Here is a 12,835-nt window from a genome sequence, read left to right on the forward strand (position 1 = left end):
GCCCACCAGAGGCACCGAAAACACCAGAAGCACCGGCACCAGAACCACCGGCACCAGCCCCCAGGCCAGGAGAACCGCATGTCCGCGTCGCAGCCCGCCGCCCGCCGTACCGTCCTCAAGGGCGCCGCCGCGATCGTCGGGGCCGTCGGCGGCGGGGCCGCGCTCGCGGCCTGCTCCACCGAGGGCAACAGCGGCTCCGGCTCCCCGGCGGTCCCGGCCGCCCCGGTGGAGCTCGGCGCCGTCTCCGAGGTCCCGGTCGGCGGGTCGAAGCTGTTCCGGGAGAAGAAGCTGGTCGTCAGCTGCCCGGCGGAGGGCCAGTACAAGGCGTTCAGCGCCCAGTGCACGCACGCCGGCTGCGTTCTGGACAAGATCGACGACGGCGAGGGCAACTGCCCCTGCCACGGCAGCCGCTTCGACGTGACGACCGGCAAGGTGCTGCGCGGTCCGGCAACCGACCCGCTGCCCGCCGTCCCGGTCAAGGCCGAGGGCGGCAAGCTCATCGCGGGCTGACGCGGCGCGCCGACGGGCGTCACGCCCAGTCCCAGGCGATGCCCAGCAGCCCGCGCCGCACCTCCGGCTCGACCAGGTGCACGGCGCGGTGGCGCCCGCTCGGCGTCAGGTCCGCCAGGGCGCCGCGCGGCGCCCCCGGCCCGGACCGGCTGAACCGCCGGCAGCGCACCGGCAGCGCCGCCTCGTCGAAGCGGACCTGGAGCACGTACTGTCCGCCGCTGTAGCTGAACCCGCGCACGTACTCGGTGCAGCGGCCGCCGGTCCCGTCCTCGAAGCCGTAGCCGAAGACGTACGTGTCCCCGGTGCGCAGCCGGGCGTCGAAGAGCAGCTCGGCGACCAGCACCTCGGCCTCGGGGTGCCAGCGGACGCGTCCGGTCCGGCAGTTCTCGTCCGCCCGTACGCGGACCCCGGCCGGGTCACAGCCGGGGTCGCCGTGGTGGACGGCGAGATAGCGGTCGACCCCGTCGCGGTGGGCCCGTACGACGTGCTGCGACTCGCGGCCGAGCAGTTCGCCGCCCGCCCCGATCCGTACCCGCTCGTGGTGGCCGACGGTGTGCAGGCCGCCGTCGGCGGGCAGTTCCATCCCGGCCAGCAGCTCTTCCACGGCCGCGCCGACGCTGACCAGGGCCCGGTACGAGCGGGCCTGCGGGCGGACGGCCCGCGACCCGGCGCCCTCCGGGGCGGCCAGCAGCCGCAGCAGGGCCCCCTCGGACAGTTCCAGGATCTGCTCCAGTGCCCGTACGGCCTTCAGGGACTCGGGGCGGCTCGGCCGGCGGGCGCCCTGCTGCCAGTAGCTGAGGCTGGTCACGCCGAGCTTGATGCCACGGGCCGCGAGCCGGTGCTGTACGCGGTGCAGGGGGAGGCCGCGGGCGGTGAGCGCGGCACGCAGGGCGAGGTGGAAGGGGCCGGCGCGCAGCAGCTGCCCCAGCTCCTGCGCGCCCGCTTGCGTGCTCGCCCGCGTGCTCTCCCCGGTCGACCGCATGACGGCACCTCCTGTGAACATTCACGCGCGGTGGGGCGGGAGGGCTCGCCGGTGGCGCCCGGGGTCCAGGTGAAAGGACGGCAGTCGTTCACACTGCGGTCCCGCCGTTCACACAGCAATGTCACGGCGTATTGAAGCCTGTTGACCTGATCGCGACAACACCCTGATGCTCCTCAGCAGCGTCCGGACGCGCTCCTCCAACCCCCACCCTCCCCGGCCCCACCGGGGAGATCCCCACACGGGAGGAACGCGATGCGCAACCGATTCCGGCGGCGGCTTTCCCTGGCCGCCGTCCTCACCGCCGTCCTCTTCACCCTGCCCACCGCCACCGCCACAGCCGCCACCGCCACGACCACCGCCACCGTCGCCGCAGGTTCCGCCACCGCCGCCCCCACGAGCGGTGCCGCCGCCGATTCCGCCCTCGCCGCCAAGCGCCTGAACATCACCATGCAGGCGCAGGCGAAGACCAACTGGTGCTGGGCCGCGAGCGGCAACACCATCGCGACCTGGTTCGGCCGGAACTACACGCAGAACCAGTTCTGCAACGCCGCCTTCAACCGTCAGCAGGGCTACGACTGCCCCAACAACCAGGCCACGCTCGGCAACGTCCAGACCGCCCTGAACTGGGCCGGCATCAACTCCGGTTCTTACGTCAACGGCTGGCTGCGCTACCCCACCGTGCAGAGCGAGATCGACGCCGGCCGGCCGGTCGAGACCCGGATCCAGTGGTCCAACGGCGGCGGCCACATGCACGTCGTCTACGGCTACGACACCGCCAACAGCTGGGTCTACTGGGGCGATCCGTGGCCTTCCAGCGACCGCTACAACTGGGCCTCGCACGCCTGGTACGTGGACAACAGCACCTTCTCCTGGACCCACTCGCTCTACCGGATCGGGGCGTGAGCGCCATGACCGCCGTGTCCACGCGCGTTTCCGTCGCGGTCCTCGCGGCCTGCGCCGTCTCCGTCGTCATCGCGGCGGGCCCGCAGGCTTCGGCGGCGCCCGTGCCGCAGCCCGCGTCCGTCACCGCCGAGACGAAGGCCGCGGCGGCGCGGGCGGCCGCCGCCCCCGACACCCTGGCCACGCTCTCCCGCTTCTTCGCCCGCGAGGGCAGAGTGGCGCCGGACGCGGCGCGGCCGCGGATCGAGGGCGAGACGATACCGGTCAGCTACCTGTCCCCGGACTTCGTGGCGGGCAAGGCGGGGGCGCCGGTGGCCCGGCTGGAGTTCCTCGCCAGCAAGGCGGTCTCCTCCGACGGACAGCAGGCCGCGCTGTGGACCGCCCGGACCGAGGCGGGGTGGCAGGTCGTGAACATCGCCACCGGCGACGACGAGTTCCGCTACGCACAGCTCGGCGCCGCCAAGCTGCCGGGCGGCACGGTGTTCCGGGAACCGCAGATCGACGCGTGGTACGTGGCCGCGGAAGGCCGGGTGCTGCCGTTGGACCAGGACGCGGAGCGGGCCGTGGGCGCGGGCGGCACCAGCCTCGCCGCGTACCGGGCGCGGGTGACCCGGGCCTACGGGGACAAGCTGCCGGGGTCGGAGTACGCGAAGCAGGGCAAGGCCGGAGGCTACTCGGTGACCGCCGACGCCGATGAGGGCGTGCCCGCGGCGGCCGGGGCCGTGGCCGGGGGGCTCGCGCTGGCCACGGCCGGCGCGCTCGCCGTGCGGCGGTCACGGCGGGGCCGCGCTCCGGCCTGACCTGCCCGCCCCGAGGGGCGCGACGGCCGGGGGTCCGGGCGGTCACCGCCGCCCGGGCCCTGCGCGGCCGCCCGGGCCCTGCGCGGGCCCTGCGCGGGCCCTGCGCGGGCCCTGCGCGGGCCCTGCGCGGGCCCGGTGTACCGGGGTTGTCGGTGGGCGGAAGTAGGGTGGTTGGCATGGCCGACCCTTCCAGCTACCGTCCCGCGCCGGGGCAGATTCCCGACTCCCCGGGGGTCTACCGATTCCGCGACGAGCACCGCCGGGTGATCTACGTCGGGAAGGCCAAGAGCCTGCGACAGCGGCTGGCCAGCTACTTCCAGGACCTCGCCGGGCTGCATCCGCGTACCGCCACGATGGTGACCACCGCCGCCTCCGTCGAATGGACCGTCGTCTCCACCGAGGTCGAGGCGCTCCAGCTCGAGTATTCCTGGATCAAGGAGTACGACCCCCGGTTCAACGTCAAGTACCGGGACGACAAGAGCTACCCCGCCCTCGCCGTGACGATGAACGAGGAGTATCCGAGGGTCCAGGTCATGCGGGGGCCCAAGAAGAAGGGCGTGCGGTACTTCGGGCCCTACGGGCACGCCTGGGCGATCCGCGAGACCGTCGACCTCATGCTGCGGGTGTTCCCGGTGCGGACCTGCTCCGCCGGGGTGTTCAAGCGGTCCGCCCAGATCGGACGGCCCTGCCTGCTCGGCTACATCGGCAAGTGCTCCGCGCCGTGCGTCGGCCGGGTCACCCCCGACGAACACCGCGAACTCGCCGAGGACTTCTGCGACTTCATGGCCGGGCGGACCGGTACGTACCTGTCCCGCCTGGAGCGACAGATGCACGAGGCCGCCGAGGAGATGGAGTACGAGAAGGCGGCCCGGCTGCGCGACGACATAGGGGCGCTGCGCCGGGCCATGGAGAAGAACGCCGTCGTCCTCGCCGACGCCACGGACGCCGATCTCGTCGCCGTCGCCGAGGACGAGCTCGAAGCGGCCGTGCAGATCTTCCACGTCCGCGGCGGGCGCGTGCGCGGGCAGCGCGGCTGGGTCACCGACAAGGTCGAGGCCGTGGACACCGCCGGCCTCGTCGAGCACGCGCTCCAGCAGCTCTACGGGGAGGAGAGCGGCGAAGCGGTCCCCAAGGAGGTGCTGGTTCCGGCCCTGCCCGAGGACGCGCACGCGCTGGGCGAGTGGCTCGCCGAGCGGCGCGGCTCCCTGGTCAGCCTGCGCATCCCGCAGCGCGGGGACAAGAAGGCCCTGATGGAGACCGTCCACCGCAACGCGCTGCAGTCCCTGGCCCTGCACAAGACCAAGCGCGCCAGCGACCTCACCACCCGTTCCCGGGCCCTGGAGGAGATCGCGGAGGCCCTCGACCTGGACAGTGCGCCGCTGCGCATCGAGTGCTTCGACATCTCGCACCTCCAGGGCGACGACGTGGTGGCCTCGATGGTCGTCTTCGAGGACGGACTGGCCAGGAAGAGCGAGTACAGGCGCTTCGCGATCAAATCGTTCGAGGGGCAGGACGACGTCCGGTCCATGCACGAGGTGGTCTCGCGGCGCTTCCGCCGCTACCTCCAGGAGAAGCTCAAGACCGGCGAGTGGTCCCCGGAGGACGGGGAGGAGGGGGAGAACCCCCTCGCCGAGGACGACGGGCGGCCGAAGCGTTTCGCCTACCCGCCGCAGCTCGTCGTGGTCGACGGCGGGCAGCCGCAGGTGGCCGCCGCCAAGCGCGCCCTGGAGGAGCTCGGCATCGACGACGTGGCCGTCTGCGGGCTGGCGAAGCGGCTGGAGGAGGTCTGGCTGCCCGGCGAGGACGACCCGGTCGTGCTGCCCCGTACCAGCGAGGGGCTCTACCTGCTCCAGCGGGTGCGTGACGAAGCCCACCGCTTCGCGATCCAGTACCAGCGGAACAAGCGCGGGAAGCGACTCAAGGCGGGCCCGCTCGACGAGGTGCCCGGACTCGGCGAAAGCCGCAGGCAGGCGCTGGTCAAGCACTTCGGTTCGGTGAAGAAGCTGAGACAGGCGACAATCGACCAGATCTGCGAGGTCCCTGGCATAGGCCGCAAGACGGCCGAGACCGTGGCCGCGGCGCTCGCCCGGTCGGTTCCCGCCGGTCCTGCCGTCAACACGGCGACAGGAGAGATCATTGAGGATGAGACCCCGCCCCCGCGGGTGGGGGCACCTCCCGGCGGCAGCCGGGGGACATCGTCCGAACGGGGGACCGAGCAATGACCGAGCGCGAGACCGACCAGACGAGCGGCGAGACGGCCGAGCAGATGACCGACCACACGACCGAGCACGACCGAGACGGAGCACAGGTGAGTACGGGCACGACAGTGGAGCCCGGAGATACCGCCGAGGCGGCCATCCCCGAGCTGGTGATCATCTCCGGCATGTCCGGGGCCGGGCGCAGTACGGCGGCCAAGTGTCTCGAAGACCTCGGCTGGTTCGTCGTCGACAACCTCCCGCCCGCGCTGATCCCCACCATGGTGGAGCTCGGCGCCCGCTCGCAGGGCAACGTGGCGCGCATCGCCGTCGTCGTCGACGTCCGCGGCCGCCAGTTCTTCGACGCCCTGCGCGAGTCCCTCTCCGACCTCGACAGCAAGGGCGTCACCCGGCGCATCGTCTTCCTGGAGTCCTCCGACGACGCCCTGGTCCGCCGCTTCGAGTCGGTCCGCCGCCCGCACCCCCTCCAGGGCGACGGCCGCATCACCGACGGCATCGCCGCCGAGCGCGACCTGCTGCGCGAGCTGCGCGGCGACGCCGACCTGGTCATCGACACCTCCAGCCTGAACGTGCACGAGCTGCGCGCGAAGATGGACGCCCAGTTCGCGGGCGACGAGGAGCCCGAGCTCCGGGCGACCGTCATGTCCTTCGGCTACAAGTACGGCCTGCCCGTCGACGCCGACCTCGTCGTCGACTGCCGCTTCATCCCGAACCCGCACTGGGTCCCCGAGCTGCGGCCCTTCACCGGCCTCAATCCGGAGGTGTCGGGCTACGTCTTCAGCCAGCCGGGCGCCAAGGAGTTCCTCGACCGCTACACCGAGCTGCTCCAGCTCATCGCCACCGGCTACCGCCGCGAGGGCAAGCGGTACGTGACCATCGCGGTCGGCTGCACCGGCGGCAAGCACCGCAGCGTGGCCATGTCCGAGAAGCTCGCTGCCCGCCTCGCCTCCGAGGGAGTCGAGACCGTCGTAGTCCACCGGGACATGGGGCGCGAGTGACCGGACGGACCCTGCGGCTGCGCCGCCTGCGCCGCCTCACCTCGGGGCGGGACGAGGACGGCGCGGGCCGCACCGGGCTGCGCCGCGGCGCGGCCCCCAAGGTGGTCGCACCCAAGGTCGTCGCCCTCGGCGGCGGCATGGGCCTGTCGGCCTCCCTGGCGGCCCTGCGCCGGATCACCGGCGAGCTCACCGCCGTCGTCACCGTCGCCGACGACGGCGGCTCCAGCGGCCGGCTCCGGGAGGAGCTCGGCGTGCTGCCCCCCGGCGACCTGCGCAAGGCGCTGGCCGCGCTGTGCGGCGACGACGACTGGGGCCAGACCTGGGCCCGGGTCATCCAGCACCGCTTCCAGTCCGAGGGCGACCTGCACGGGCACGCGGTCGGCAACCTGCTGATCGTCGCCCTGTGGGAACAGCTCGGCGACCCGGTCCAGGCGCTGGACCTGGTCGGGAAGCTGCTGGGCGCGCAGGGCCGGGTGCTGCCGATGTCGGCGGTGCCGCTGGAGCTGCAGGCCCTGGTCCGCGGCCACGACCCCGCCCGCCCGGGCGAGGTCGACACCGTCCGGGGGCAGGCCACGGTGGCCACCACCCCCGGCGAGGTGCTCTCCGTACAGGTCGTGCCCGGGGACCCGCCGGCCGTGCCGGAGGCCGTCGCGGCGGTCCTGGACGCGGACTGGGTGGTCCTCGGTCCCGGGTCGTGGTTCTCTTCCGTGATCCCGCACCTGCTGGTGCCGGAACTGCTCGACGCGCTGATCGAGACCAAGGCCCGCAGGGTCCTCTCGCTGAACCTCGCGCCGCAGCCCGGCGAAACAGAGGGCTTCTCTCCGCAGCGTCATTTGGAGGTTTTGGCCCGACACGCCCCTAAACTCGCCCTGGACGTGGTGCTGGCCGACGAGGCCGCCGTGCCCGACCGCGAGTCCCTCGCCGATGCCGCAAAACGGTTCGGTGCCGCGGTCGAGCTGGCGCCGGTGGCCAGGGAAGACGGCTCTCCGAAGCATGACCCGGAGCTGCTCGCCGCCGCGTACGACCGTATTTTTCGGATGCATGGAAGGATCGGCCCATGGCGATGACGCCAGCGGTGAAGGATGAGATCTCCCGGCTCCCCGTCACCCGGACCTGCTGCAGGAAGGCGGAGGTCTCGGCGATTCTTCGGTTCGCGGGCGGGCTGCACCTGGTGAGCGGGCGGATCGTCATCGAGGCGGAGCTGGACACCGGGATCGCTGCCCGGCGCCTGCGCAAGGACATCCTGGAGATCTTCGGCCATTCCTCGGACCTCGTCGTCATGGCTCCCGGCGGACTGCGCCGCGGCAGCCGGTACGTCGTCCGGGTCGTGGCCGGCGGTGACCAGCTGGCACGCCAGACGGGCCTCGTGGACGGCCGCGGCCGTCCCATCCGGGGTCTTCCCCCGCAGGTGGTCTCCGGGGCCACCTGTGACGCGGAGGCGGCCTGGCGCGGCGCCTTCCTGGCCCACGGCTCGCTCACCGAGCCGGGCCGGTCCTCCTCCCTGGAGGTGACCTGCCCCGGTCCGGAGGCCGCCCTGGCCCTGGTGGGCGCCGCCCGCCGGCTCTCCATCGCCGCCAAGGCGCGCGAGGTCCGCGGCGTGGACCGGGTCGTGGTCCGCGACGGCGACGCGATCGGCGCCCTGCTGACCCGGCTCGGCGCCCACGAGTCGGTGCTGGCCTGGGAGGAGCGGCGGATGCGGCGCGAGGTCCGCGCCACCGCCAACCGCCTCGCCAACTTCGACGACGCCAACCTGCGCCGCTCGGCGCGGGCCGCGGTGGCCGCCGGCGCCCGGGTCCAGCGCGCGCTGGAGATCCTCGGCGAGGAGGTCCCCGAGCACCTCGCGGCGGCCGGCCGGCTGCGCATGGAGCACAAGCAGGCCTCCCTGGAGGAGCTGGGCGCGCTCGCCGACCCGCCGCTGACGAAGGACGCGGTCGCGGGCCGGATCCGCCGCCTGCTGGCGATGGCCGACAAGCGGGCGCAGGACCTGGGCATCCCGGGCACCGAGTCCAACCTGAGCGAGGACCTGGCCGACAACATGGCGGGCTGAGGCCCCGGCCGCGCCGAGATCCCCCGTACGCCTCACGCCGTACGTCTCAAAGGGGCCCGCACGTCACACGTGCGGGCCCCTTTGAGACACGCCCCATTGACATGAGCATCCCTTGATCGTGAGCCTGTCGTCCGAAGGCTTTCGTGGCAGACGACGCCCAGGGGGGCACATGAGGCACCGCGCGAGATCGATCCTCGCCGCAAGCGCACTCGTCATCGGAACCACACTGGCCGCCCTCCCGGCGGCCCACGCCCAGCCCGCCGCAGACGCCTCACCCGGCGCCGACGAGGTCCGGGTCTACGACGCGGACGTCACGAAGGAGCAGGTACCGCTGCTCCTCGCCGCGGGCCAGGACGCCCACGAGCTCAGCGAGCGGGCCCCGGAGACCGGGACCGCCAAGGTCGAGCTGTTCCTCACCGGCGCCCAGGCCAAGGAGCTCGCCGGCCAGGGCGTCAAGCTCGCCGAGCACCGGGTCCCGGCGAACGCGGCCCGTTCCCAGGCCGTCGGCGACGGGGTCTTCCGCCCGTACAGCGGCAAGGGCGGGCTCCAGGAGGAGATCCTCAAGGCGGCCCAGGCCAACCCCGGCCTCGCCAAGGTGGTCTCCATCGGCAAGACCGTCCAGGGCAAGGACATCCTGGCCCTGAAGGTCACCAAGAACGCCCGCACCACCGGGGACGGCGCCAAGCCGTCCGTGCTCTACATGTCCAACCAGCACGCCCGTGAGTGGATCACCCCCGAGATGACCCGGCGGCTGATGCACCACACCCTCGACAGCTACGGCAAGGACCAGCGGATCACCAAACTGGTGGACTCCACCGAGCTGTGGTTCCTGCTGTCCGCCAACCCGGACGGGTACGACTACACGCACTCCCCGGACGGCGACCGGTTGTGGCGCAAGAACCTGCGCGACAACAACGGCGACGGCAAGATCACCACCGGTGACGGCGTGGACCTCAACCGGAACTTCGCCTACAAGTGGGGCTACGACAACGAGGGTTCCTCGCCGAACCAGTCGAGCGAGACCTACCGCGGCACCAAGCCCTCCTCCGAGCCGGAGACCGTCGCCCTCGACAGGTTCGAGAAGCGCATCGGCTTCAAGTACGCCATCAACTACCACTCCGCCTCCGAGCTGCTGCTCTACGGCGTGGGCTGGCAGGTGGCCACCCCCACCCCGGACGACGTCGCCTACAAGGCGCTCGCCGGCACTCCGGAGAACTCCGCGATCCCGGGTTACTACCCGCAGATCTCCTCCGAGCTCTACACCACCAACGGCGAGGCCGACGGCCACGCCGCGAACGTCAACGGCGTCATGATGTTCACGCCGGAGATGACCACCTGCCAGACGGCGTCGGCGAGCGACCCCAACGACCGGTGGAAGCCCGAGGACTGCCAGTCCGGCTTCAACTTCCCGGACGACGAGAAGCTCATCCAGGCGGAGTTCGCGAAGAACGTCCCCTTCGCCCTCGCGGTCGGCGAGAGCGCCGCCCACCCGGACCAGCCGAAGTCCTCCGTGGGCCTGAGCGCCGCCGACTTCACCCCGGACCCCTTCACCACCTCCTACGTGGCCAAGGGCGAGGACCAGACGGTCTCCGTCACCGCCCGCAAGGCGCTGAAGGACAAGCAGCTCAAGTTCCGGATCAACGGCGGCCGCACGCACGACGACGGGCTCAAGGCCTGGAAGGGCGGCGACGTCTACGGCGGCGAAGACAACAACTGGTTCGACGAGTACCGGGCCGAGGTTGACGGCGCCAAGCCCGGTGACAAGGTCGAGGTCTGGTTCACCGGCCGTGACGGCTCCGGCAGGCAGGTCTCCAGCGGGCACTTCACGTACACGGTGGCCGAGCGGCCGCGCGCCGACGTCCTGGTGATCGCGGAGGAGGGCGCCAGGGCCCAGCACGCACAGGAGTACGTCGACGCCCTGCGCGCCAACGGCAAGTCGGCGGCGGTGTGGGACGTGGCCACGCAGGGCGCCCCGCACCACCTCGGTGTGCTCTCCCACTTCCGCACGGCCGTCCACTACACCGGTGCCAAGACCCCCGGCGGCGACACCCAGCTCGCCGTGAGGGACTTCCTCAACGAGGGCGGCAAGCTGATCGAGGCGGGCGAGCTCGCGGGCGGCAACGCCCAGGTCGGCCGCGCCGTGACGAACGACTTCAGCCAGTACTACCTCGGCGCCTACAGCCGTACGAGTGCCGGCGGCGCGAAGGGCTTCACCGGTACGGGTGCCCTCACCGGCGCCAAGGGCGGCCTGGCCGACGCGGCGGGCAACCCGTTCAACGCCCCCGGCTCGTACGCGGTCACCTCCGACTCCCTGCCGGCGGCGCAGTTCCCGCAGTTCAAGAGCGCGCAGGCGGGCCAGTACGCCGGGGTCGTGAACCCGTACGCCCCCTACTCCGGCACGGGGATGGCCGCGGCCACCCACGAGGACGACGAGTGGAAGCGGCTGACCCGCACCATCGACCTGACCAAGGTCACCGCCGCCGACAACCCGCAGCTCAAGATGGCCCTCAACTGGAACACCGAGGAGGGCTACGACCACGCGATCCTGGAGGCCCACACCACCGGCGCCGAGGACTGGACCACGCTGCCCGAGGCGGGCGGTCTGAGCGGCAACGCCGTCCCGACCGAGTGCGAGGCCGGGTTCTACGTCAACGGCCACCCCTTCCTGAAGCACTACCTGACCCTCGACAGCGCCGGCTGCACGGCCAGTGGCACGAGCGGCCGGTGGAACAGCTTCACCGGGTCCTCCGACGGCTGGAAGCAGGTCGCCTTCGACCTGAGCGCGTACGCGGGCAAGACCGTCGAGGTCTCCCTCTCCTACGTCTCGGACGGCGGCTCCGGCGGCCGCGGCCTCTTCGCGGACGACGCGCGCGTCTCCGTCGGGGGAGCCGACCAGGCCGTGGAGGGGTTCGAGACCTCCCTGGGTGCCTGGACCGCCCAGGGCGCACCTGCCGGAAGTCCCGCGGTTCCGGGCGATTGGGCCCGGTCCGGCGAGCTGTTCAAGTCGTACGCCTCGGTGACTACGCGTAACACGGTGCTCCTCGGCTTCGGCCTCGAACACCTGCCGGCGGCGGCCGACCGAGCCGTACTCGTCGGTAAGGCGCTCAGGTCGCTGCACCGCTGATCATACGAGCCCCTTTCGCTCACTCTGAGTGATGGGGGCGGAAGTCCCCGGGTCCCGTTCCGAGCGCAGCGTACGGGCCCCGGGGGCGGTCTCCCGTGTGGCGAGGGGAGTGTCAGGTCCCGGCCGATGTCACTCAAAAGCTCACGGAGAGGTAGGGTCGTAAGCGGTCGGGGACATCCCATACAGCTCGCCGGCGGGACAGGCCGGCGCACCAACGAGGAGATCGGTTCGTGACGATCCGCGTAGGCATCAACGGTTTTGGCCGCATTGGCCGCAACTACTTCCGGGCGCTCCTTGAGCAGGGAGCGGACATCGAGATCGTCGGTGTCAACGACCTGACTGACAACGCGACCCTGGTGCACCTGCTCAAGTACGACACCATCCTGGGCCGCCTCAAGGCCGAGGTCTCCCACACCGACGACACCATCACCGTCGGCGGCAACACCTTCAAGACGTTCGCCGAGCGTGACCCCGCGAACCTGCCCTGGGGCGAGCTCGGCGCGGACATCGTCATCGAGTCGACCGGCATCTTCACGAAGAAGGCCGACGCCGCCAAGCACATCGCCGCGGGCGCGAAGAAGGTCCTCATCTCGGCTCCGGCCAAGGACGAGGACATCACGATCGTGATGGGCGTCAACCAGGACAAGTACGACGCGGCCAACCACCACGTCATCTCCAACGCCTCCTGCACCACCAACTGCGTGGCGCCGATGGCCAAGGTTCTCGACGAGAACTTCGGCATCGTCAAGGGCATGATGACCACGGTCCACGCGTACACGAACGACCAGCGCATCCTGGACTTCCCGCACTCGGACCTGCGCCGCGCCCGCGCCGCCGCCGAGAACATCATCCCGACCTCGACGGGTGCCGCCAAGGCCACCGCTCTGGTCCTCCCGCAGCTCAAGGGCAAGCTGGACGGCATCGCCATGCGCGTCCCGGTCCCGACCGGCTCGGTCACCGACCTCGTCCTGGAGCTCTCTCGCGAGACCACCAAGGAAGAGATCAACGCCGCCTTCCAGAAGGCCGCCGAGGGCCAGCTCAAGGGCATCCTCGACTACACCGAGGACGCGATCGTCTCCTCCGACATCGTGAACTGGCCGGCTTCCTGCACCTTCGACTCCTCCCTGACCATGGTTCAGGACGGTACGCAGGTCAAGGTCGTCGGCTGGTACGACAACGAGTGGGGCTACTCCAACCGCCTCGTCGACCTGACCGTCTTCGTCGGCGGTCAGCTCTAAGTCTCAGGTAGCAGGGCCAG

At 71.7% G+C, this 12,835-nt stretch carries 10 protein-coding genes; 9 read left to right on the plus strand and 1 reads right to left on the minus strand.

All coding sequences use genetic code 11. The annotated features are described in order from the left end of the window. Positions 1-78: 78 nt before the first annotated feature. The gene (locus tag K7B10_RS29590; protein ID WP_030858934.1) at positions 79-510 is read left to right on the plus strand and encodes a Rieske (2Fe-2S) protein; all 432 of its coding nucleotides are present in this window, start codon (positions 79-81) and stop codon (positions 508-510) included. 19 nt (positions 511-529) lie between these two features. Here K7B10_RS29590 and K7B10_RS29595 read toward each other — a convergent pair whose 3' ends face one another. Beyond that, positions 530-1,492, minus strand: a complete 963-nt coding sequence (locus K7B10_RS29595) for a hypothetical protein (protein ID WP_229340707.1) — start codon at positions 1,490-1,492, stop codon at positions 530-532. Positions 1,493-1,744: 252 nt separating this feature from the next. On the opposite strand from K7B10_RS29595, the gene K7B10_RS29600 reads away from it, so the two are divergent. The 8 genes from K7B10_RS29600 to gap all read left to right on the plus strand — a co-directional run bounded on the left by K7B10_RS29600 (position 1,745) and on the right by gap (position 12,815). After that, a complete protein-coding gene (locus tag K7B10_RS29600; RefSeq protein ID WP_229340709.1) occupies positions 1,745-2,395 on the plus strand; it encodes a papain-like cysteine protease family protein in 651 nt (216 codons plus the stop codon). Between the two features lie 5 nt (positions 2,396-2,400). Continuing rightward, a complete protein-coding gene (locus K7B10_RS29605; RefSeq protein WP_229345502.1) occupies positions 2,401-3,192 on the plus strand; it encodes a hypothetical protein in 792 nt (263 codons plus the stop codon). Between the two features lie 176 nt (positions 3,193-3,368). Then, on the plus strand, positions 3,369-5,414 hold the full coding sequence (gene uvrC / locus K7B10_RS29610; RefSeq protein ID WP_229340711.1) for an excinuclease ABC subunit UvrC: 2,046 nt from the start codon (positions 3,369-3,371) through the stop codon (positions 5,412-5,414). Between the two features lie 44 nt (positions 5,415-5,458). Beyond that, positions 5,459-6,406 carry an RNase adapter RapZ gene (rapZ, locus tag K7B10_RS29615; RefSeq protein ID WP_030858943.1) on the plus strand — a complete coding sequence of 316 codons (948 nt, stop codon included), beginning with the start codon at positions 5,459-5,461 and terminating at the stop codon, positions 6,404-6,406. Further along, entirely contained in the window at positions 6,403-7,473 is a 1,071-nt protein-coding gene (locus K7B10_RS29620; RefSeq protein WP_053688632.1) for a gluconeogenesis factor YvcK family protein, read from the plus strand. The genes rapZ and K7B10_RS29620 overlap by 4 nt, the downstream gene beginning before the upstream one ends. Then, complete coding sequence (whiA, locus tag K7B10_RS29625) at positions 7,464-8,453, plus strand: DNA-binding protein WhiA (protein ID WP_030160342.1); 990 nt, start codon at positions 7,464-7,466, stop codon at positions 8,451-8,453. Before K7B10_RS29620 ends, whiA begins: the two co-directional genes overlap by 10 nt. A 169-nt stretch (positions 8,454-8,622) precedes the next feature. Next, a complete protein-coding gene (locus K7B10_RS29630; protein ID WP_229340713.1) occupies positions 8,623-11,577 on the plus strand; it encodes a M14 family metallopeptidase in 2,955 nt (984 codons plus the stop codon). Positions 11,578-11,807: 230 nt separating this feature from the next. Continuing rightward, positions 11,808-12,815: a type I glyceraldehyde-3-phosphate dehydrogenase gene (gene gap, locus K7B10_RS29635; protein ID WP_030160344.1), complete on the plus strand. Its 1,008-nt coding sequence runs from the start codon at positions 11,808-11,810 to the stop codon at positions 12,813-12,815. The last annotated feature ends 20 nt before the right edge of the window (positions 12,816-12,835 follow it).

The sequence above is a fragment of the Streptomyces flavotricini genome (assembly GCF_020639365.1).
In the GTDB taxonomy this organism is placed as follows: Bacteria; Actinomycetota; Actinomycetes; order Streptomycetales; family Streptomycetaceae; genus Streptomyces; species Streptomyces flavotricini.

Bases quoted from the DNA above. Each gene is read 5' to 3' on its own strand.
- K7B10_RS29630 (WP_229340713.1), top strand. From the start codon at position 8,623: ATGAGGCACCGCGCGAGATCGATCCTCGCCGCAAGCGCACTCGTCATC.
- whiA (WP_030160342.1), top strand. From the start codon at position 7,464: ATGGCGATGACGCCAGCGGTGAAGGATGAGATCTCCCGGCTCCCCGTC.
- K7B10_RS29595 (WP_229340707.1), bottom strand. From the start codon at position 1,492: ATGCGGTCGACCGGGGAGAGCACGCGGGCGAGCACGCAAGCGGGCGCG.
- K7B10_RS29590 (WP_030858934.1), top strand. From the start codon at position 79: ATGTCCGCGTCGCAGCCCGCCGCCCGCCGTACCGTCCTCAAGGGCGCC.
- rapZ (WP_030858943.1), top strand. From the start codon at position 5,459: ATGACCGACCACACGACCGAGCACGACCGAGACGGAGCACAGGTGAGT.
- K7B10_RS29600 (WP_229340709.1), top strand. From the start codon at position 1,745: ATGCGCAACCGATTCCGGCGGCGGCTTTCCCTGGCCGCCGTCCTCACC.
- K7B10_RS29605 (WP_229345502.1), top strand. From the start codon at position 2,401: ATGACCGCCGTGTCCACGCGCGTTTCCGTCGCGGTCCTCGCGGCCTGC.
- uvrC (WP_229340711.1), top strand. From the start codon at position 3,369: ATGGCCGACCCTTCCAGCTACCGTCCCGCGCCGGGGCAGATTCCCGAC.